This window comes from Streptomyces sp. NPDC027962 (assembly GCF_055566095.1).
Map to the genome: position 1 here is coordinate 16771 of NZ_JBVHTA010000004.1, position 20045 is coordinate 36815.

17 protein-coding genes are annotated in these 20045 nt (G+C 71.1%); 7 read left to right on the forward strand and 10 right to left on the reverse strand.

The genetic code is table 11. From position 1 onward, the window contains the following. Window positions 1-250: 250 nt before the first annotated feature. The 3 genes from ACZ4SA_RS04815 to ACZ4SA_RS04825 form a co-directional block, all read right to left on the reverse strand. Entirely contained in the window at window positions 251-1027 is a 777-nt protein-coding gene (locus tag ACZ4SA_RS04815) for a transposase family protein (RefSeq protein ID WP_468270313.1), read from the reverse strand. A 33-nt stretch (window positions 1028-1060) separates the two neighbouring features. After that, on the reverse strand, window positions 1061-1522 hold the full coding sequence (locus ACZ4SA_RS04820) for a hypothetical protein (RefSeq protein ID WP_468269876.1): 462 nt from the start codon (window positions 1520-1522) through the stop codon (window positions 1061-1063). Window positions 1523-1715: 193 nt separating this feature from the next. Continuing rightward, window positions 1716-2285 (reverse strand): TetR/AcrR family transcriptional regulator, encoded by a 570-nt coding sequence (locus tag ACZ4SA_RS04825; protein ID WP_468269878.1) that lies wholly within the window; start codon window positions 2283-2285, stop codon window positions 1716-1718. 107 nt (window positions 2286-2392) lie between these two features. On the opposite strand from ACZ4SA_RS04825, the gene ACZ4SA_RS04830 reads away from it, so the two are divergent. Next, window positions 2393-3484 (forward strand): DUF2867 domain-containing protein, encoded by a 1092-nt coding sequence (locus ACZ4SA_RS04830; RefSeq protein WP_468269880.1) that lies wholly within the window; start codon window positions 2393-2395, stop codon window positions 3482-3484. A 91-nt stretch (window positions 3485-3575) separates the two neighbouring features. Here ACZ4SA_RS04830 and ACZ4SA_RS04835 read toward each other — a convergent pair whose 3' ends face one another. The 4 genes from ACZ4SA_RS04835 to ACZ4SA_RS04850 all read right to left on the reverse strand — a co-directional run bounded on the left by ACZ4SA_RS04835 (window position 3576) and on the right by ACZ4SA_RS04850 (window position 5938). Beyond that, window positions 3576-3755 carry a hypothetical protein gene (locus tag ACZ4SA_RS04835; RefSeq protein ID WP_468269882.1) on the reverse strand — a complete coding sequence of 60 codons (180 nt, stop codon included), beginning with the start codon at window positions 3753-3755 and terminating at the stop codon, window positions 3576-3578. Window positions 3756-3827: 72 nt separating this feature from the next. Then, entirely contained in the window at window positions 3828-4283 is a 456-nt protein-coding gene (locus ACZ4SA_RS04840; protein WP_468269884.1) for a hypothetical protein, read from the reverse strand. A 118-nt stretch (window positions 4284-4401) separates the two neighbouring features. Then, a complete protein-coding gene (locus ACZ4SA_RS04845) occupies window positions 4402-5232 on the reverse strand; it encodes a Mu transposase domain-containing protein (RefSeq protein WP_468269886.1) in 831 nt (276 codons plus the stop codon). Window positions 5233-5470: 238 nt separating this feature from the next. Then, window positions 5471-5938: an NUDIX hydrolase gene (locus ACZ4SA_RS04850; protein WP_468269888.1), complete on the reverse strand. Its 468-nt coding sequence runs from the start codon at window positions 5936-5938 to the stop codon at window positions 5471-5473. 103 nt (window positions 5939-6041) lie between these two features. Here ACZ4SA_RS04850 and ACZ4SA_RS04855 point away from each other — a divergent pair, with 103 nt between their 5' ends. After that, the gene (locus ACZ4SA_RS04855; RefSeq protein WP_468269890.1) at window positions 6042-6320 is read left to right on the forward strand and encodes a hypothetical protein; all 279 of its coding nucleotides are present in this window, start codon (window positions 6042-6044) and stop codon (window positions 6318-6320) included. A 62-nt stretch (window positions 6321-6382) separates the two neighbouring features. Here the strand turns inward: ACZ4SA_RS04855 and ACZ4SA_RS04860 are convergent, their stop codons facing one another. Further along, on the reverse strand, window positions 6383-7318 hold the full coding sequence (locus tag ACZ4SA_RS04860) for a LysR substrate-binding domain-containing protein (protein ID WP_468270315.1): 936 nt from the start codon (window positions 7316-7318) through the stop codon (window positions 6383-6385). An 83-nt stretch (window positions 7319-7401) separates the two neighbouring features. Between ACZ4SA_RS04860 and ACZ4SA_RS04865 the strand changes: the two genes are divergently transcribed. After that, entirely contained in the window at window positions 7402-8316 is a 915-nt protein-coding gene (locus ACZ4SA_RS04865; protein WP_468269892.1) for a serine/threonine dehydratase, read from the forward strand. A 355-nt stretch (window positions 8317-8671) separates the two neighbouring features. Here the strand turns inward: ACZ4SA_RS04865 and ACZ4SA_RS04870 are convergent, their stop codons facing one another. Then, window positions 8672-9160: a hypothetical protein gene (locus ACZ4SA_RS04870; RefSeq protein ID WP_468269894.1), complete on the reverse strand. Its 489-nt coding sequence runs from the start codon at window positions 9158-9160 to the stop codon at window positions 8672-8674. A 528-nt stretch (window positions 9161-9688) separates the two neighbouring features. Between ACZ4SA_RS04870 and ACZ4SA_RS04875 the strand changes: the two genes are divergently transcribed. Further along, on the forward strand, window positions 9689-12202 hold the full coding sequence (locus ACZ4SA_RS04875) for a SpoIIE family protein phosphatase (RefSeq protein ID WP_468269896.1): 2514 nt from the start codon (window positions 9689-9691) through the stop codon (window positions 12200-12202). A gap of 152 nt (window positions 12203-12354) precedes the next feature. Here ACZ4SA_RS04875 and ACZ4SA_RS04880 read toward each other — a convergent pair whose 3' ends face one another. After that, the gene (locus ACZ4SA_RS04880) at window positions 12355-12630 is read right to left on the reverse strand and encodes a hypothetical protein (protein ID WP_468269898.1); all 276 of its coding nucleotides are present in this window, start codon (window positions 12628-12630) and stop codon (window positions 12355-12357) included. A 274-nt stretch (window positions 12631-12904) separates the two neighbouring features. On the opposite strand from ACZ4SA_RS04880, the gene ACZ4SA_RS04885 reads away from it, so the two are divergent. Genes ACZ4SA_RS04885 through ACZ4SA_RS04895 form a run of 3 tightly spaced genes read left to right on the forward strand, consistent with a single transcriptional unit; the run spans window position 12905 to window position 20045 of the window. Continuing rightward, window positions 12905-13759, forward strand: a complete 855-nt coding sequence (locus ACZ4SA_RS04885) for a DUF4132 domain-containing protein (protein ID WP_468269900.1) — start codon at window positions 12905-12907, stop codon at window positions 13757-13759. Beyond that, window positions 13756-18825 (forward strand): hypothetical protein, encoded by a 5070-nt coding sequence (locus ACZ4SA_RS04890; RefSeq protein ID WP_468269902.1) that lies wholly within the window; start codon window positions 13756-13758, stop codon window positions 18823-18825. The genes ACZ4SA_RS04885 and ACZ4SA_RS04890 overlap by 4 nt, the downstream gene beginning before the upstream one ends. A 35-nt stretch (window positions 18826-18860) precedes the next feature. Beyond that, window positions 18861-20045 carry an ATP-binding protein gene (locus tag ACZ4SA_RS04895; RefSeq protein WP_468270317.1) on the forward strand — a complete coding sequence of 395 codons (1185 nt, stop codon included), beginning with the start codon at window positions 18861-18863 and terminating at the stop codon, window positions 20043-20045.

Consider the following 20045-nt stretch of genomic DNA (forward strand, 5'->3'; position numbering starts at 1 on the left):
TGATCCCAGATCGGGTCGCCGGGGGCGTAGTCGGTCGCCTGGACCATGACGGTGCATCTGCGCCAGGCTCGCTGGAGCCCGGCCACAGCGGCCTTGATCGGTGAGCTGACCGCCCTGGCCCGCCAATGGGTGGCCAGACCCGCATTGAACCTCCGCCATCTAGAAGTTGGCTGGTCAGGGGCGCTGGCGTGACGGTCCTCTGGGGTGCTCGTGCTGGTCGTGGGCGGCAGTCTGCGGTGTAGATCGTCTGTCACCGGTTGACTTCGAGGTTCGTCAGGACGAGCAGGGCGCGCAGGAGGTGGGTGGCGCGGGCGGGGTCGGTGCGGAGCTTGGTGAGGACCCGCCAATTCTTCAGGTGGGCGAAGCCGTGTTCGACGGGGGCGCGTCCTGCGGCGAGGACCCGGTTGGCTTCCATCTGGCCGGTGGTGAGTTTGCGGGCGCGGGTGGCCTTGTAGCCGGTGACGACCACAGGGTCGTCCGCGTCGTCGTCCAGGCCGAGGAAGCCGAGGTCCGCCAACGCCCCGAGACCGGCTTCGCGCAGGTGGGACAGGATGCGGTCGTGGCGGGCGGCGGTGATGTCGTGGGTGCGGCCGGGGCGGGCGGCGGAGATCCAGATCAGGCGGCCGTTGTCGTCGGTCAGGGCGAGGAAGTGAAGGCCGTGGCGGTGGTGCTTGCCAGAGTAGTTCGGCCGGTTCGCTTGGCCGGTGCGGCGCTGGGTGGGGATGAGAGTGCCGTCGATCAGGACGACCTCGCCGCCGCGCCCCGCGATCTTCTTCAGGGTGCGGTCCAGGCGCGGGGCCTTCGCGGCGAGCAGACCGATGACCTCGTCCCGCCAGCGGCGGATGGTGGTGGCGGAGATGTCGTTGCCGCCGGCCAAGTCGGCCAGGCGCTGGTCGTGCCGCAGCACGGCCAGGACGATCACCGCGATCCTCCCGGGCGGTAGGGCCCGCCAGCGCGACCGTATCGCCTTGAGATGGCGTCGCAGCAGGTCAGCGAGGTAGTTGAGGGTGCGCGTCGACAGCGGCAGGCGGCACTGGTAAACAAGGACCGCCGCCGGAAGTCACAGGCGGGTGGCGAACCGGCCGTCAGGCAGTTTCCGCAGACAGCCGCGGCCCACCAGCTTGCTCAGCTTTCCACGCAGTGGCTCCAGCTTGCCCCGCACGCCGGTCTCCAGCCCCAGCCCCAGCTCCTCGCCGACCTGCCGGGTCATGACGGGCCCGGCGGCCTGCCGTACGACGGAGAGGATGCGCTGGTACTCCGGCGGAAGCGCGGTCTCCTCCACGCCCGACGCACGGTGCGGGACCATTCGCAGCGTCTGGCCGCCCACCGATGCCGTCACCGGCGCAGCCGCCGCACGCTCCTCGACTATCTGCTCGCTCAACCGCTGCAGAACCCGTTTGGCGACGGCGAGTTCGTCCCGCTCGGCCCGCACCTCCGCCAACTGCTTGACCAGCTGTTCTTCGAGTCCGTCCAGTTCCGCGCGGCGCGCGGCGATTCGCTCCGACACCTCGGAGTCCACCATGCACCGGATCGTAGAAGGCTCATCGACAGCGAGGGGCAGAAACCGCCGAACCGCCTGCCAGACGATCTACACGGCAGACAGCCGCCCACCGCGCTGTCCTGGTACGGGATGGAGGTCTACTGAGCCGCTAGGCTCCTCAAACCGCTCCGAAGGAACCCAGGTCACGCTTCCCGTTGCCTGGGCTCCTCGCGCTTCACGCGCGACCTGGTGCAGGCCGGTTGAGCAGCAGGTCGGCGGCGCGGGCGAGAACCTCGACTCGGGTGCGCTCGCCGTGGTCGGCGGCGAGGAAGTTTTCACCGATTGCCACGCAGAAGGCGAGCAGGCTGCGGGCCTCGACCTCATCTGCGTCGGAGCAGAAGGTGCCGATCATCTGGCGCAGCAGCGCCATGCGCCCGTTGTCGACCCTTCGCAAGCGCTCGGCGACCGCCTCATCGCGCCGGGCCCAGTCGCGGATCGCCAGATCGATGGGCAGCAGACGGTGGTTGGAGAAGGTGAGTGCGCCCGCACGCTGGATCTTGGTTTTGGGGTCGCCGCCCTCGTGCTCGACGCGGTCGAGCACCTCATCGATACTCTCCCGCTCCCAGGCGTCCAGCATCGCCTCGAGCAGCGCGCCGCGGTCGGCGAAACACCCGTAGAAACCGCCCTTCGTCACGCCGATCCGCTTCGCCAGCGTCTCGATGCGGACGGCATCCGGGCCGCCGTCGGCCAGGGCCTGCAGCCCTTCCTCGACCCACCTGCCACGCGGCGTGCGAATAGTGCCCACGACGTGCCCCACCTCACTTCTCCAGAAATATACGGTGCCGTATAAGTGTACTAGGCTTCCATATACGCACCCGTATATGTCTCACGACAGTGAAGGCGGTAGTGGCAATGAGGCTCCCAGAAGCAGCCCACACCGATCAGCCGTGGCGGATCCACGAGCTCACCCGAGACTTCCGGCTGGAGGATGTGTGGGCCTACCGCACGCCTGGCGCCGGACCCGATGACTTCTCCACGATGCTCGCCGCGATGGATGCGGCCGACGGACCCGCGAGCCAGTCCCCACTGGTCCGGTTCCTCTTCGCGGTGCGCTGGAAGGTCGGCGCCCTCTTTGGCCTGGACAAGCGCGAAGGGGGTATCGCGGCGCGGGTTCCGTCGCTGCGCGACCGCCTGCCGCGTGACCTCCGCGAGGTCCCGAGTGGCTCTGAATACGGCCCGTTCACCCCGGTGTACGGGCTCGACAACGAGTGCGCCCGGGAACTGGCGAACAAAACCGTTCACACGATCATGCACCTCGGATGGGTGCCGACCGCGAGCGGCGAGCACGAGCTGCGCATGGCGGTCCTCGTGAAGCCCAACGGCCTGATCGGCCGGCTGTACATGGCCGCCGTCGCGCCGTTCCGGTATCTCATCGTCTACCCGGCACTGACCCGGCAATGGGAACGCGCGTGGCAGGAGCGCGGTGGCCCAGATCAGGAAGGCGGCAGCCCGGAAACCATCGAAAGTGCCGTGGGGAAGGGCAATGTCGCGGCGCCGGTGCTCACCCTCAGTTCCTTGCCCGACGCCGACTATGTCGACATGTTCACCCTCACCGCGGACGTTGGGGCGAGCCCGGAGGAGTGGGCCCGGGCGATGTTCGGCGACCTGCCCAGCCTCCCGGAACGAGTGATCTGGCGTGGCCTGCTCGGTCTGCGGCTCAGCCGGGGGCGATCGCCGGACACCGTGGCCGGCTGGCGGCTCGCCGAACGTGGCGAAGGCTGGGTCAGGCTCGAGGCGGCTTCGTGGTTTCTCAGCGGCAACCTCGTCGTCCGGGTAGCCGATGGGCGGGTGTCCTTGGCCACGGTCCTGCGCTATGACCGGCTCCTCGGCCGGATCATCTGGACACCGTCTTCCGCCGTCCACCGCCGGCTGACACCCGGCCTGCTCCGCGATGCGGCGGCAAAGATCCGGGCACGCCGGTCCCGAACCGGATCGCCCTTGTAGGCAGGGGAATCCGCCCCTGCGGCCGATATTGAAGCCCTCCCTCCGCCCCGTTGGCAAGGCGCCAACGGGGCGGTCGGGCACGTGATGTGACTCAGGTGCCGTCGATCAAGCGGATCGCGAGCTCGGGGCCGAACTGGCCCGCCGGGACCGTGGGAGCGATGCAGCATTCGCCGTCGGAGTTGCTGGGGTCTTCACCCACGGCAGCATCTCCGCGCCGGCACTCGTAGACAAGGGAGACGGTGTCCTCGGCGTGCTCTTTGGCGTTCTTCACACATTTCCAACCGCCGCCGGGGACAACTCGGTTACGCCCCCGCCAACGTGCCGTTACCGGTGGTGCGGGCGGTCACAGGCGGGAGGCGAACTTCCCGTCGGGACGTTTGTGCAGCCAGCCGCGGTCGGCCAGCTTGCTCAGTTTCCCGCGCAGCGGCTCCAGCTTGCCCCGCACCCCGGTGTCCAGCCCCAGCTCCTCGCCGACCTGCCGGACCATGACCGGCCCGCCGGCCTTCCGTACGACGGTGAGGATGCGCTGGTACTCCGGCGGCAGCGCCGTCTCCTCCACACCCGGCTCTCGGTGCGGGATCATCAGCACCGCCCGGCCGCCCACCTGCGCAGATACCGGCGCGACCGCAGCACTCTCCTCGGTGATCCGCTCGCTCATCCGCTCAAGGACCCGGATCGCGACGGCCAGTTCGTCCCGCTCGGCCCGCACCTCCTCCAACTGCTTGACCAGCCGTTCCTCCAGCCCGTCCAACTCCGCGCGCCGCGCGGCGATCCGTTCCAGCGTCTCGGGGTCCACCATGCCCCGGATCGTAGGAGCCCTACCGGCAGCGGCAGGCAGGAACCGGCGAAACCGCCCTGCCAGACGATCTACACCGCAGACTGTCGCCCACGACCTGCACGAGCACCCCGAACGAACGTCACGCCAGCCCTGCTGACCAGCGATTATCAAGATGACGCAGGCTCAGTGTCTGCGGCGGCTGGGCGAGTGCGGGCGATGGTGCGGTCGGCACTGGGACTTGACGGCCGGGCCCGAAATGGCTGTGGCCGGCCTCCCTTGCGGGAGGCGCCACGCCGCTGGGCTCGGCCCAGGGCGGCGGGTCACCTTCGTCGTCTGGGTTCTCGGGTGGGGCGGGGGCCAGGGCAACTGCTCTGCGGGCCTCGACGGCAACCACGTCCGGGCTGCTGGAGCCCGCCCGGATCGCGGCGGCCATGCCCTGCTCGACGGCAGTTACAGGCATCCGTCGGTGCAGCAGCAGAACCTCGATCAGCGCGCGAGTTCCGGCCGCGCGTGCTTCGGCCCAGAATGCTTCGTGGACCTCCGTGAACGAACCGTTCTGGCGAGCGTGACCAGCGCGGTTGAGCCGGCCATTGCCCCGGGCTTGGCCAGCAGGATCTCCAGATGGTGGTCGAGTTCGTCGCGGAAATCGCCTCGGCGGGTCAGCCGCGGGAGGGCGGGCGACGACCTCCCGCCGCTCGAAGACGAGGAGTTCGTTGCCTCGCGGAGGGCGCACGTTCTGGCCGATGAAGCGGGTCGGCACCGAGTAGTGGCACTGCCTGACCGTGATCCTGCTGCTGCGGTCGACCTTCGGTGTCAGGATGATGCCGCACTCGAACTCTTCCAGCGGCAGCGGCGCCAACTGGTCCGTCTCATCAACGAAGTTGAAGCCGACAGTGGTCAGTCTGCCCGCGAGGATCCGTTCGTCCTCGGCCGCATCGATCTCGGTAATCCGGGCATTGAGCTCTTCCAATGTGGCGACGTCGGGGACCGGGACCAGGTGCGTGCGCCTGAACCGGCCGCCCTCGTGCTCGACCCCGCCTTTCTCATGGGCGCCGTCCTCGCCAGGGACGCAACAGAAGGCGTCGAAGCCATAGTGCTGCCGTCGTCGGGCAGACGGACCAGCGCATTCACTCCAACGAGGGCACGTCGCAGGCTTTCCTGGTGGAACATCGCCGAATGAAGCAAGCCAGGCAGATGGTGGTGCTGCCTCAGTGCTGGATCAGGCCGCCGACCAGGACAGGAGCGACGTGGCCGGTTGCCGGAAGGGTCTGTGCCAGCGCGAGGCCGATGTCGACGAGCGATGAACGACGCAAGCAAGCGACCTCGGGGATCGCAGTCCAGACCGACCCCGCAATTTCACCGTTCGGCTCAGGCCGGAGTCGGCCGCCGGTGATGCGGACCCGGTAGAAGATGCCGACATTCTGGTGCTCGACTCCCGCCCGTGCGACGGCCGCGGGGATCACCCTCGAGTCCACGCCCAGCAGGCGATCAACCACCACGGAGCAGCCGGTCTCCTCGACGACCTCCCGGATCACCGCATCGAACGGATCCTCCCCTTGCTCGACCCTGCCGCCCGGAAGAGTCCAGTTGCTCTCGCCCTCCGGTGGTACGTGACGGGCGAGCAGCACCCGTCCGTCCTCGATGCACACGGCGTACGCCGCCAGCCGGAAACTCATCCCCGCACCTCCCGCCGTACCCTATCCAACGTCCCAGACCCGCGCATCGCTTCGCGGAGTGGAGCCAGATCAACTTCTTACGCCGTGGAGCCACTTCTATTCCGTGCAGTGGAGCCCAAAGAAGTGCTTACAAACACCGCTCCAGGACGACCGGGCAAAGAGCCATGCGCTGATCCACACCGCCCGAGAGGGGCTTCGGGCAGCGGAGGGGGCGATCATCCGGCTCGAGTCATATGTGAGGGATCAGTCCGAACTGCTCGAACAGTTTGTCGGCGTCATCGACCAGGAAGGCCACCGTCCCGCCGCAGTCGACGCGATCAAGACCAGGCTGGAGCAGGCGGCGCCGTCCACCGTGGCGATCCCGCCGATGGTCGTTGCGTGAGACCGATGGCCGGTCAGTGCCTGCGTCTCAACCGCCAGCAGTGAGAATTCGGCGGACTACGGCTACTCGGGCGGGCCCTTCTGGCTCAGGGCGCTCGCGGCAGTGTGCAGGAAGGCTGTGAGTTCCCGGATGAGTGCGGTCGGCCGCCGCCGGTGCACGATGCTGATCTCGCGGGCCGGAGTGAACCCGCGCAGACCGTGGACCGAGACCCGGGAGCGGTCGGCACCGGCGAGCACGCTCTGGGGGACGAACGCGATCCCCAGTCCTGCGCCGACCAGCTCCAGAATGACGTGGTAGTCGGCGGATGCGTAGGCGATGTGGGGTTCGATGCCGGATTGGCGGGCGAGCGTTTCCAGGCACGTCCTGTTCGGGATGCCCGGTGCGCCGGAGATCCACGTCTCGTTCTCGAGCCGGCTGAGGCTGATGCCGCGACTGGCTGTGCCCCTGGCGAGCCGGTGGTCGGCAGGCAGCACCAGTCGAAGCGGGTCGTGGAGCAGCGGCTGCCGGTCGAGCCCTGGATGCGGTGCCGGTGCCACGCCGGGGTAGCGATGGGTGATCAGCACGTCGAGGTCACCCGAGGTCACCAGCCCGTAGCCTTCGGGCGGTTCGATGTCGAGAAGCGACAGCTCGGCCCGGGGATACCGGCGTTGGAGCGCGGCCAGCGCCGTCGGCACCAGCACCTGCGCCGCGGTGGCGAAGGAGCCCAGCGCGAGACGTTGCGGCTGAGCCCCCATCGCGGCATCGACCGCCGCGCGCGCCTGCCGGAGTTCTCCGATCACACGCTCCGCGTGTTCCACCAGGACAGCGCCGACCGCGGTCAGAGTGACGCCGGTGGGGCGACGTTCCAGCAGACGGGTGCCGAGTTCCGTTTCCAGCTTGGAGATCTGCTGTGAGAGCGCCGAGGGCGTGAAGGACAGATTGCGCGCCGCCTCGGCGATGGACGCGGCGTGCGCGACCTCCATCAGGACCCGCAGGCGGTTGACGTCCAGTTCTCGCATCACCTACTCATCGTAAGCATCGCTAACGGTGACTTATTGATCGTTGCTGGCGCTAAAGGGAATGCCCGTGAAGCATTGACCCCGTGAAGAGTCCTACCAACATCCTTTCGGCCACCGATGTCCGCACGGCCGCCGACAGGATCCGTCCTTACGCCCGTCGTACTCCGCTGCTGGATCTGGAGATCGGCAACCGGCGTGTCCTGCTGAAGCTGGAGTACCTCCAGCGCAGCGGGTCGTTCAAGCTGCGCGGCGCACTCAACGCGATGCTCTCCGGGCCTCTGGACGGCCACGTCGTGGCCGCGTCCGGTGGCAATCACGGCCTGGCGGTCGCGACAGCCGCTTCGCTGCTCGGCGTGTCCGCGACGGTCTATGTGCCGGAGACGGTTCCGGCGGCGAAGGCCCGCCGCATCGAGGCTGCCGGTGCGCGGCTCGTGCGGCACGGTGCCACCTTCGCTGAGGCTGCCTCGGCGGCGTCGGATGCTGCGGCGCGGCCGGGACATCGGTTCCTCCACCCCTATGACGATCCGGCCGTCGTCGCGGGGCAGGGAACCGTGGCGGCTGAGATCGTGGCCGAGGCGCCCGGTGTCGATGCGATCGCGGCGGCGGTCGGCGGCGGTGGGCTCGCGGCCGGTACGGCACTCGCGATCGCCGGGCGCCGTGTCGTCGCCGTCGAACCGGAATACTGCCGCTGCCTGCACGACGCGCTCGCCGCGGGAGAGCCGGTGGACTCGGCCGTGGACTCCGTTGCCGCCTCCGCGACCGGCGCGAGCCGGGTCGGCGCGATCCCTTTCGCCGTCCTGGCCACACACGACGTGTCGTCTGTGCTGGTCGGCGATGAGCAGATCTTGCGGGCACGCGACCGGCTGTGGGAGGAGTGCCGGATCGCGGTCGAACCGGCTGCGGCCGTCCCGTTCGCCGCGTGGCTGGCTGGCCGAGTTCCCGGCGACCTGCCGTGCCTGATCGTCTGCGGCGCGAACGCCGACTGGGCCGCCGAGTGAGTGGCCATCGCACAGCCGAGACCTGTGACGACGACCGCGGGATGCGCGTCGAGGTCGGCTGGGCGGCCGGCCGGGCAGCAGGAAGCGGAGCCGCACCGAGGGCGTGCTCCGCCTGCGCCCAGTCCACAGTGGGCGGCGGATCGGCGGGCGGCGGGCAGAGGCGGACGAGGGCATCGAGGGCATCGAGGGCGATCATGGATCGGACGCTACGGGAACCCCAGCCGGTGCCCGTGGGCGGGATGAGCGGGGCGAGAGTGCGCCTCAGCGTCGCGAGCAGGAATGCGGGCGTCCTTGGCGCGTACACCGTACGTCCGCACGCGCAGAGACTGAGGATCACTCCTACGGGGCAAGGCGCTCAGTCGTCGGCGATCTGCAGCGCCAGCGCAAAGTGCTCACCGTCCGTTCCTGCGAGCAGGCTGTCGAACAGTGGGGTGAGCCCGTTCATGGCGCCGCACCCGGCATCGTGGTTGGTCCACCAGCCGGCCTCCGGTCCGAGCAGTGACACCACCCGGTCCGCCGCGCGCTCGGCGGTCTCGATGGGTAGGTGTCGGTGGCTCGGCCAGACCAGGTCGACGGCCGCGACCCGGACCAGGAACGCGGCGGCCTCGTGCGTTTCCACCGGTTCCAGTGCGGCGCAGATCTCAAAGGCGGACGGCGGGGCGTACCCGAGCAGGAAGCGCCGCCAGGCCTCGTCCACCGCGACCTCGGCCAGCAGCGTGCGGATCCGGCCAGCCAGCTCTGGCAGGTCGGGGTCCGGCTCAGTGAACCGTCCGGTCGCCACGAACACCCGCATCGGCGTTGACAGCTCTGCCATGCCGGCTTCCAGATCGGTCAGGACCCCCATGGACGTCACAGCGGGATTCTGCCGGACGCCCCCGCTCGCTCCTCGACCCGCACCCGGTCCACCCAGAACGCTCACCGGCCAACTGCAGCGCTGTGGCACTGAGCGCGGTAGTTGGCCCGTCCGGCCAACCAGGTGGTCAGATCCGGCGCGCCGGCGAGCGGTCAGCCGCCGTGGAGGCCCCACTCGTCGAAGCCGCCGTACACATGTGCTTCAAGGCATCGAGGTGCGTCAAGGCCGATGGCCCCGCCGCGGTAGAGGGCGACGAGCGAGTCCTTGTGCGCCGTCCGAGCAAATCCGGGTGATCATGATCATCGGTGACGCTCAGTAGCTGTCAGTTACGGGTCTTTGCCCTCCCCCGTGTCCGGACCGTACAGGTGGCCCGTACCGTCGACGGTTTGCGTGATCTTGCCCGGGTGTCTCGGGGATCCAGGGCGGAGCCATGGCCGGATCGCGGCGACGGACCCTGCGATCGGTGCGTCTCGCTGGGCTGCCTTGGGCCGGTGGGCCCGACCTGCGCACACTGGAACTATGAGCGAAATGATCGTCGGCAAAACGGCGAAGCGTGAGGATCTGCTCGCTGCAGCCGTCGTCGAAGCCGTCCAAGGAACCGGTGCGTACGCGGGGAGCGCTTTTCTCCGCTCCCGCGACCGCCGGTCGATCGTGCTCGCCGCGACGTGCGGGGTGCCACCTTCTTTGCTCGGTGGCTGGCACCTCATTCCGGTGAGCAGTCCCATCCCGGTCGCCGCGGCCTATGGCTCCGGGCGCACGGTCCACCTGGCCGACGCGGAGGAGACGATGCGCCGGTATCCCCAGCTTGCGGTAGCTCTGCCGTACGCCTTCGGCTCCTGCTCCGTGCCGGTGCGCTCAGGTGAGGAGACCTTCGGTGCGCTGGCGATCGTCTGGGCGGCGTCCCCCGGCGGCGAAGGGCTGTCCAAGGCTCAGCGCCGCCACGTGCGGACCATCGCCAACCGGCTCGGTGACTCCCTCTCCGACCTCCGCGCCCGTACCGGCGATCCCGTCGAGTGCGACCCGCAGACGATTCCCGTCGAGACCCCGGCTCCCTCGGCACCGGCCGTGCGGGCCGGCCTGTTCGACTGGGACCTCGTCACCGGCACCTGCACCGTGGACGACGAGCTCTGCGCGATCTTCGGTCTCGACCCCCGCGCTTTCGACGGACGAGCCGAAACGCTTGCTTCCTGCCTGCACCCCGGCGACCGCGCCGCCCTTCGAGCGGCCGCCCGCGCGGCAGCCGCCGAGGGCCGGATCAAAGCGCGGCGCCTGCGCATACGGGATCGCACGGATGGCGGCGAGGGGTACCGCACGGTTGAGTTGTGGGGCCGCGCAGCGGAGGCCGACAGCGCGCGGGCACGCACCCACCTGGTCGGCACGGTCGTCGACGCGCAGGCCGGCAGCGCGGCCGTCGCCGCGGTCGAACGGCTGCGGGACGGGGTGTTCTCCCTCGCCCCCGACGGGCGGGTCACCTACGCCAACCACAGCGCCCTGCAGCTGCTGGGCGTGCGCGGCAGCGAGTTGCTGGGGCAGTTTCTCTCGGACGTGCTGCCGTGGCTGTCCGATCCCGACTTCGAGTACCGGCACCGGTCCGCGATGATCTCGCAGGCGCCGGTCTCCTTCCTGGCCTGCCGACCGCCCGACCGGTGGCTCGCCTTCTCCCTCCATCCGGAAGCAGACGGAGTTACCGGCCGGGTGGTGCCCGTCAATTCACCCTCGACCTCAACGCCATCCGCCTCCTCGGCCAAGACAGCAACCGATGCCACACCGGCGCGCCTGGGCGTCATGTACCACGTCCTGCAGCTGGGCAGCGCGCTGACCGAGGCGGTCACCGCCCGCGAAGTCTGCGAAGTCATCTCCGACCAGCTCCTACCAGCCTTCGGAGGCCAGCAGCTGGCGATCTACGTGGTCCGCGACGCAACGATGCATTTGCTCTTCCACACCGGCCACCACGAAGACTTCCTCGACTGGCTGGAGGGCGTACCGCTGCATGCGCGCCTGCCCGGTACGGAGACCCTGACCTCTGGCACTCCGCTCTTCATCGAGTCGCAGCAGGACCTCTCCCAGGGCTACCCGGGCATCCCCACGGGCGACGTACGCTCCTGGGCGTATCTGCCACTGATCGCCTCCAGCCACCCTGTCGGCACCTGCGTCCTCGGCTTCGACGAGATCCACCGGTTCACGGAGAAGGACCGCGGCGTCCTCACCGCACTCGCCGGGCTGATCGCCCAGGCCTTGGAACGAGCGCGGCTCTACGACTCCGAGTTCGCCCTCGCGCGCGGCCTGCAGCAAGCGCTCCTGCCCCACCGGCTGCCAGTAGTCCCGGGTATCCGCACCGTCGCGCGCTATCTGCCCGGCACCAGCGGAATGGACATCGGTGGCGACTGGTACGACGTCATCCCCACCGGTATGGGGGTCTCTCTTGTCATCGGAGACGTGGAGGGGCACAGCATCGCCGCCGCGGCCACCATGGCCCAGTTGCGCAGCGCCGTACGGGCCTTCGCGGCGGTAGGCCATACGCCCGGCGATGTCATGGCGGGCGTCAACCGAACCCTCGTCGACCTCGACCCCGGGCTGCTGGCCAGCTGCTGCTACATCCACCTCGAACCCCACGGCCACCATGCCTACGCCGTCACCGCCGGCCACCCCCCACCCCTGCTCCGCCGTCCCGACGCGACGACCAGCGCCCTTGAACTGGACATCGGCCCACTCCTCGGCGTGGATCGCGCAAGCGTCTATCCAGCAACCCGGATCGACCTCCCACCAGGGTCCGTCCTCGCCCTCTACACCGACGGACTGGTCGAGGAACGCGGCGCCGACATCAAGGTAGGGATCGACCGCCTGAGAGCATCCCTGGCCCACGCCCCTGCGGACTCACCGGACGAACTCGCCGACCGGCTTCTGCACAACGCCCGGGGCTCCTCGTACCGAGCTGACGACATCGCCCTGCTCCTCACCGAACTCGCTTCCGGTCACGGTGCCGAGGTGACACCCGATCACGGTGTCACTCTCACTGACTCGGCAAATCGCTGAGGCCTACGCCGAACCTGCCTGCCGCCACGATCAGCGTCCACAGCAATGGCCGCAGCTCTCTCGGTGTCCACCTGCCACCGGCTTTCAGGCCGGGCGCCGGGAACTTTCGCCGGTGCCCCGCGTGCGTATCAAACACTACTGGTGACGCGTAGTCACTGGTATCCGTCCGGAGACCCGCCTGGATGCTCAACGTCCGCCAACTTGTGCGCCTCGAAGTGCGGCTGCGGCCCGCTGTGCAGAATCATCGCCTCTGCGGTCCCGATCGCCGGCGGGACGGCCATGATGACGCCGTCCAGGTAGCGGGCGCCTCGCTGCTCGGCCCATTGGGCGGCTTCCCGGGCCTGGGCCGAGTCGCCCGAGGTCAGGTTGATCAGCATCGTGCCGTTCAGCTCGACATCGCTCGCGCCGAGCAGCTCGGTGGCCGTCACCACCGCGCACCCCACGACCGGGACGCCGGCGGCCGGCCCCCGACCCGCCCCCATGGCCCACACCCCCGTGCCTGCCTGCTCTCCACCAGCTTCGCGCGCCCCTGCGCACAGGCATGACTACCCGTACTCAGAGGTCCCGGAAACGACATCGACGGCCCTGCGGCACAGTGCGGACGTCCGGGCCATGACCGCCGGAAGGCGTCCACCGGCGTCGGTGTCAGTGGCCTGTCCTAGAGTTCCCGGCAGTTGATCACTGCGGGTGCGGGAGGCGCACATGGGGTGGGTGTCGGCCGGCGGCTATGAAGTCGCTCTCGACGACGGCAAAGTGGTGTGCCGCAATGCGGCGGGGCGGCGGTTGAAGTCCGTGCCGCCCAAGATCGCCGATGATCCGGCCGTTGTGGGTCTGCGTCAGCTCGTCGAGTGGCTGGAGCGGCACGAACGCGGGTGTCTGGCGGCCGTGGAGCGGTGGATGGTGCGTTCACTGCCGGTGCCGTTCGCCGTTCTCGCGGGCGTGTGGCCCGATCCGGCCTGGCAGGCCGCGCTGCGCGACCTCGTCGTCACCGGGGCCGACGGCGAGGTGGCCGGCTTCCTTCGGGACGCCGACCCGGAGCGCGGTCTGGGGCTGGTCGACCTGGACGGTGACACCGTCCGCATCACCCCCGCTCTTGTGCGGCTGCCGCACCCGGTGCTTCTCGACGACCTGGAGGAGCTGCGGGAGTTCGCCGTCGAGCTCGGCGTGGAGCAGCGCGCTCAGCAGTTGTTCCGTGAGGTGTGGCGGCGGCCGGCCGCGGTCGACACCGAGGCCACGTCCGTCGAGGAGTACGCAGGCGGCGCCTTCAAGGAACTGCGGTTCCTGCACGGCCGGGCGGCCCAGCTCGGCTACCGCGTGCGCGGAGGCCACGCCGTCTGCTCCGTGCTGGAGGACGGCCGCGGAGTCGAGGCCCGGGTGTGGGTCGGCGACTACGACGGCTACGAGCAGACGGAGACCGGCCCTCTGGTGTTCACCGACCCGGCCGGCAGGGTGCTGAGGTTGGGTCAGGTCGGGCCGGTGGCCTGGTCGGAGGGCATGCGCATGGCGGCCGCGCTCTACGCCGGGCGCGACATCGAGGACGAGGAGCAGGCGGCATGACGACGTACGACGAGACCCTTGCCGCGGCCCTGCTCGACGCGGGTGCCGTCCTGCCGCCGGCGACCACGGACCGGGAGGACGCCGACGTCCTGACCGTGCGCACGTACATCCACCCCGCGCTGGACGAGCGAAAAGTCGTCCGGCTCGTGCCGGGCATGCTGGGCGAGGCCGAGGACCTGGCCCTGGACTTCCTCGGACTTGTCCGGCAGCCGCAGACGCCCGAGGTCGGGCAGGTGCGCCGGGAGACGCTCGGCTTCCCCGCCTGGGCGCTGGTCCACGACCCGGCGAACGGACACCACGCGCTCGCGCTGGTCAAGGACGTCGAGCGGCTCGCGCGGCAGGCCAAGTCCCGCCCCGGTACGGCCAAAGAGGGGTTCGAGGCGCTCGGCGACCGGCTGGGCCGTGCCGTGCCGCACTTTCTGCCCACATTCTACGAGCAGGCGGCCCGCGTCTTCCTCCAGCACGAGAACACCACCTACGCGGCCGCCTTCTTCGGCAAGGCGCGCGAAGCCGAGCGGGTGCACGGGCTGGCGGTGGACGAGGAGCGGCAGCGAGCGGTGTTCCTGGAGTTCGCGTTCGCCGGAGCACTGACGGTCAAGGCACTCAAGGAGTACGTGAAGGCCCTGGCGACGCGGCTGAGCCCCACCGCGGCCTGGGCCCAGTTCCGGCAGCTCACCGTGGAGCGCTGTGCGGCGGGCATGCCGCCGTACGCCTCGCTGCCGCAGGACGCCCGCGGGCTGATCAAGGCGTCAGGGCTGGACCGGGTCACCGAGGAGTGCGCCCTCGTCGCCGACCTGCTCGCCTCGCCCGCGGCGGTCCGCGCGCCCGCGTCCTTCTGGAACACGTACCGGGCGACGCTGTCCGTCCTGGCCGAGCAGCAGCCCGCCGTCCGGGTCCGGCTGCTGGAGATCATGCCGGCCGGGCTGGGCCGCTCCACCAAGGACGACGAGTTCTGGCTGGCGCTGCTCGCAGAGACCGGGGCCGACTTGCTGCTGACCGGCGAGGCCGGGGCGGCGGCGGAGCAGGTCGACGCGGCGGACTGGCTCAGCCGCTGGGCCGTGTACCGCAAGCACGGCAGCGCGGTGAGCGGGCGTTCGCCGGCCACGCTCGCGCTCGTCGAGCGGATGGCGCCGCGCCTGCGCTCCCAGGGCCGGCCGGTGGACCTCTTCACGGGCCGCTGGCAGGCCGGCGCCGACCTGGATCTGCTGGACCTGTGCGTCGCGGAGGGTGTGCCGCTGACACTGCCCGGCCCGGACAAGGACGTCTTCCTGCCCTTGAACCAGTGGCTGCGCGAGACTCTGCCGGGCCGGCGGGACCTGACCGCCACCGCCTCGGATGCACGCTGCCGGCGCCTGCTGTACGGCGCCGTCGGCACGCTGAGCGGCCACCGTCCGGACGCCGGGCTGCTGCAGGGCCTGGCCGGTCACCCCGTGCTCGCCGACGTACTGCGCGAGTGGCTGGACGACGCCGCGGCCGAGCTGGGCTCCGCGTCAGCCCTGCCCGCGGCGCGCACCGCGCTGGAGCGGATGCGCCCGTTCCGTACGGTCGCCGCCCAAGTCAGCCCGGCCGCCGTCACCCAGGCCGCCGCGCACGAGGTCACGCCGCTGCTCGGCCGTACCCTGCGCGCCGGCCTCCTGGACGAACTGGGCTGGCCTGCCTTGGACGAGGCGCTGCGGCGGCTCGACGCCGAGACGCGGCGCGACCGCGACGACACTCTGGCCGTCCACGAGGCTTGGCCCGCGCTGATCCTCTCCCGCAGGCACAAGGCGATCGTCGTCGGCCCGCAGGAGATCCTGCTGGAGCACGACCTGCGCCTGCCCGTGGAGCTGAACCGGTGGCAGCGTCCGTCGTTCCGTTACACGGACGGCGAGCTGCTGGTGATGTGGTATCAGGACAACAAGCAGGTCGGATACTGGTCGGCCCGCCCCGCCGAGGTGTTCCCGCTCACCGGCGAGCGGCTCCCCGGCTGGCACGACGCCCGCGACGCCGGTGCACCCTCCATCCCGATGCCCGGTGGCGGCCGCGCCACCGGTGGCCGCGCACTGCATGCCGGTGACACCGTCCTGCCGCCCGGCCGCCGCATCCTCGGCGACGGCACCTCGTACTGGCGCGAGGGCAGGCAGGGCCGGCAGCAGGTGTGGCTCGAGTACGACCCGGCCACCGGTACGCACGGGCGCGCCTCGCTGCCCGCGTTCCTGCGGACCGGTATCCGGGAGGGCGCGACCCTGCTGCAACAGCAGTGCTCGGTACTGCCGTTGCAGCCGGGTCTCGAGGACAGCCCTTTCGGCACGGACGGGACGGTCCTGGGCCACTGGGTGCGCACGGAGGGCGAGGGTGCGGAGGCCCGCACGACTGCCGGCACGCCGGACGGGCGGACCGTCTGCCTGCCGGCCGTACGGGACCGGGTGCCGGGTGTTCCGCTGGGGGCGCTGCGGCTGCCCGGGGGCGCCGAGCTCGTCGCCGTCGCCCTGCACCGGCAGGTCGCTCTGTACACGGGGGAGGACTCTGCGGGGGCGGCGGTGTGTCCCGAAGATGCCGCCGGGGCCCTGGGCGCGGCGGTGGAGCTGGGCCGGGTGACGCCGCTCGAGCAGGGCAGCGAGTTCGCGGCCGGTACGCGGCTGGTCCCGCCGGTCGCCTTCTGGCATGCGCTGCGGCCGCGTGACGAGGAGGCGTCGGCGCTCCTGCGCGCGCTGAGCGACGAGCAGGCGGGTGAGTTGCTGCGTACGGGGGCCGAGGCGCTGGCGGAGCGCGCGGCGATGGTGGCTGCTGCCGGAGGGCCGTCGGCCGCCGGGAGCGGCGCCACCGCGACCTCCGACACCGAGAAGCCCGCCCTGCCGACCGCCGACGCGTGCCTCCGCGAGGCCGTGTCCCGCTGCCTTCCCGCCCTCACCGAACCGCACCTGCTCACCGGTGTCGCCGCTCTGGTGCGCGCGGTGCTGCGGCTCGCCGAGTCGACCGCCGCCTTCGTGGCACCTCCGGTCGAGCGGCCACAGGGGGACCGGCGACACGCCGAGGGGATGTTCGCCGACCTCAGCCCCGAACACGGCGACGACCAGACGCTGCGTGAGGCCACTGCCGGCCTCGCCGGCCAGCAGGGCTGGTGGGGCAGCGGGTTGCGCTGGCGCACGCTGCGCCAGATCCGCTCCGTCAACCGTGTGCTGTCCGGGAAGCCCGCCGACGGCATCGCGCTGCCCGAGCGCTCCCGCCTCACTCCCGGCGGATGGGTCAGCGACGACCGCACGATCCCGGGCATCGGAATGGCGTGGCCGTCCGTGCTGGACGTGCTGCGCCCGCTTGCCTACCGCGCGGCGTCCCCCGGCGTGTCCGAGACGCACCGGGAGGCGCTGCTCCTGCTGCTCGAGGCGGTGGCGGACGGGCCGCTGGCCGCACCCGGCGGCGGACTGCGCGAGATCGTCCTGAGCGAGCCCCACGACAAGCAGGAGCGCGTCGGTCAGGTGCTGCGGCTGGGCGGCCGTACCGTCGTCGTCCTCGGCAACCAGAACGTCGACCGGCAGAGCGGGCGCGTGCACTGGCTGGCGCTGGACCACGATCCGGCCGGACTGTTCGGCGCGGTCGCCCACTTCACACTGGTGAAGGAGGCGGCGCACCCGCCGGAGTTCCCCGCCGACGCGCTCACCGCCGTGACCCGGCTGATCCGCGACAAGGGCGCCGCGCCCTGGCAGCCCGAGGCGCCCGACGCCCTCACCCACGCGACCGGCGGCGGGCTGGGCCCCCTCCAGGCAGCCCTGCTGCTCGCGGGCACGCCCGCGGGGATGTCCACCGAGATGCTCACGACGATCGGCCTGAAGCCACGTCAGAGGGATCTGGCCAACGCCCTGCTGGGCTCCCTGTCGTCCGGCGACCGGGCGGCGCTCGTCGGCGCCCTGCTGCCCGAGACCCCCGCCGACCTGTGGACGTCCGGCCCTGACACGGCAGCGGCGAGCCGTGTGTGGGCCGAGCGGCTCGGCGGTTTCGTCCGGCTCCCCGAGGACATCATGGCGGACCTCGACCTCGCGGGCGTGCCCGCCGTCTCGGCCGAGGAAGTGCTCAACCCGCGGCGTACCCCCTGGCTCAGCCGCACCACGGTCCAACGCCCCGACAAGAACGGCGATCTCGTCGCCGCGGACCCCGCCGCCCTGCCGGGACAGTACGACCTGACGCGTGCCGTGCACACGCTGGCCGCGCTCGCCTACGGCCTGCCCTACGGTCATCCGCTGCGCGCCGCCCTGCCGGAGGGCCTCGCCGCGCTGCGCCGCCGCATCGCCGACCCGGGCCTGTTGCTCGACCTCGACATCAGCTGGGCGGAGAAGGGGCAGGCCGCACCCCTGCTCCGGAAGGCGTTCGGCCTGCCCGCCACCGGGGGCACCGATGCGGACGGCCTGACCCGGCTCGGCGAGGCGCTGGTCCTGCGCCCCTGGTACGGCGATCAGGAGGCCGTCCTGGTGCGCCCGGCCGGACTCGACGGTCCCGATGACGCCGTGTTCGGTCTTGTCGAAGGGCTCGTCGGAGCGGGACGCGGGGAAGGCCTGCGGGCCCTGCGGACAATCCTCGGCGAGGACCTGGCCCGCGCGCTCGACGCCGGGACCGATCCCGAAGAGCTGCCCGCCGGTTACGCGCAGGACCCGACCGCCGGCGTGCCCGAGCTGGTCGGAGAGGTCGCCGATACCCACGGCCTGGGCGAGGACGCTGCGGCCCTCTACCTCCAGCTGCTGGCCCTGCCCGACCCCACGGACCGCAACTGCGCCCGCTGGACCGGCTGGAAGCCCGCCAGGATGAAGAAGGCCCGTGCCGAGCTCGCGGCCACGGACCTGGTCGTCGAGGCCAAGCGGCCACGCGCCGGGCGTTCCCTCTTCCTGCCCGGCGGCTGGCTCGACCTCAAGGCCCCCGCACTGCCGGTGGAGATCTGGAAGGAGGGCCTCTACCCCGTGAGGACCCGTTCCCGCACGGTGCCTCTGATGCCGGTGCCGGAGCTGTTCACCCGCGCGGTTGCCCGCGTCCGCGCCGGTGACGCCCCGGCCTACGAGGAGCTGACCACCCGCGCGACCCGCAAGGGCCGCCGCCGATGACCACCGTCCCACCGCAACCGGAAGAACACGCGACGATGACCGCCACCCTCTCCCCCGCCTCCCCCTCTCCCGACCTCACCCGCCAGATCGTCCCGCCCGAGGACCGGCACGCCGTCGAGCTGGCCTTCCTCGCCGCCTACGACGACGGGCCGCGGCCGCCGGCGTGGCGGCTCACCCCGCGCGCCGTCGTCACGTTCGTGATGGGCAGCGACGGCCGGGCCCTGAAGCTCCCCGACAGCGCGGCGGTGCCCGACGGGGTGCCGCGCCGCCTTGCGGTGGAGGGCAAGTTCGTCGGCGACCGGGCCCTGGTCGAGCGGTGTGTGGTGACTCTCGCGGGCGAGCGCGGTCTGCTCCTCGTCGGCGAGCCCGGCACCGCCAAGTCCATGCTGTCGGAGCTGCTGTCGGCCGCCGTGTGCGGCACCAGCGGTCTGGTCGTGCAGGGCACGGCGGGCACGACGGAGGACCAGCTGAAGTACGGCTGGAACTACGCCCTGTTGCTGGCGCAGGGGCCCAGCCGGCAGGCACTGGTGCCCTCGCCGGTGCTGACCGCGATGCGCCGGGGCGCCGTCGCCCGGGTCGAGGAGGTCACCCGCTGCCTGCCCGAAGTGCAGGACTCCCTGGTGTCATTGCTCTCCGAGCGGCGCATCGCCGTCCCCGAACTGGCGGGCACCGAGGACGCCCTGGCGCACGCGGCCCCGGGTTTCAGCCTCATCGCCACCGCCAACCTGCGTGACAAGGGCGTCTCCGAGATGTCCGCGGCTCTCAAGCGCCGCTTCAACTTCGAGACGGTCGGCCCCATCGCGGACCTGGACGCCGAGACCGCTCTGGTGCGCAGTCAGGCGCGGGCGTCCGTCGAGCGGGCCGGGGCGCCCTTCCAGGTCGACCACGCAGTCCTGGAGGCCCTCGTCACCGCCTTCCGGGACCTGCGTGAGGGCCGGTCGGCGGAAGGCTGGGAGGTGGAGCGGCCGTCGACGGTGATGAGCACCGCGGAGGCCGTGTCCGTCGCGGGAGCGCTGGCTCTCGCCGCGGCGTACTTCCCCGGGGACCGTGACGTGCTGGGCCTCCTGCCGGGGCACCTGCTGGGTGTCGTGCGCAAGGACGACCCCGCCGACGCGGCCCGGCTGCGCGGCTACTGGGACGGCCCCGTCCGGCGCCGCGCCGAACAGGGCTCCGCCACGTGGCGCACCCTGTGGGACCTTCGTACGGTCCTGGAGGGCTGA

What these genes read in the sequence shown, in the direction of transcription:
- ACZ4SA_RS04885 (WP_468269900.1), top strand. Translation starts at nt 12,905, where the DNA reads ATGGGGTGGGTGTCGGCCGGCGGCTATGAAGTCGCTCTCGACGACGGC.
- ACZ4SA_RS04860 (WP_468270315.1), bottom strand. Translation starts at nt 7,318, where the DNA reads ATGCGAGAACTGGACGTCAACCGCCTGCGGGTCCTGATGGAGGTCGCG.
- ACZ4SA_RS04830 (WP_468269880.1), top strand. Translation starts at nt 2,393, where the DNA reads ATGAGGCTCCCAGAAGCAGCCCACACCGATCAGCCGTGGCGGATCCAC.
- ACZ4SA_RS04875 (WP_468269896.1), top strand. Translation starts at nt 9,689, where the DNA reads ATGAGCGAAATGATCGTCGGCAAAACGGCGAAGCGTGAGGATCTGCTC.
- ACZ4SA_RS04895 (WP_468270317.1), top strand. Translation starts at nt 18,861, where the DNA reads ATGACCGCCACCCTCTCCCCCGCCTCCCCCTCTCCCGACCTCACCCGC.
- ACZ4SA_RS04850 (WP_468269888.1), bottom strand. Translation starts at nt 5,938, where the DNA reads ATGAGTTTCCGGCTGGCGGCGTACGCCGTGTGCATCGAGGACGGACGG.
- ACZ4SA_RS04840 (WP_468269884.1), bottom strand. Translation starts at nt 4,283, where the DNA reads ATGGTGGACCCCGAGACGCTGGAACGGATCGCCGCGCGGCGCGCGGAG.
- ACZ4SA_RS04820 (WP_468269876.1), bottom strand. Translation starts at nt 1,522, where the DNA reads ATGGTGGACTCCGAGGTGTCGGAGCGAATCGCCGCGCGCCGCGCGGAA.
- ACZ4SA_RS04870 (WP_468269894.1), bottom strand. Translation starts at nt 9,160, where the DNA reads ATGGGGGTCCTGACCGATCTGGAAGCCGGCATGGCAGAGCTGTCAACG.
- ACZ4SA_RS04890 (WP_468269902.1), top strand. Translation starts at nt 13,756, where the DNA reads ATGACGACGTACGACGAGACCCTTGCCGCGGCCCTGCTCGACGCGGGT.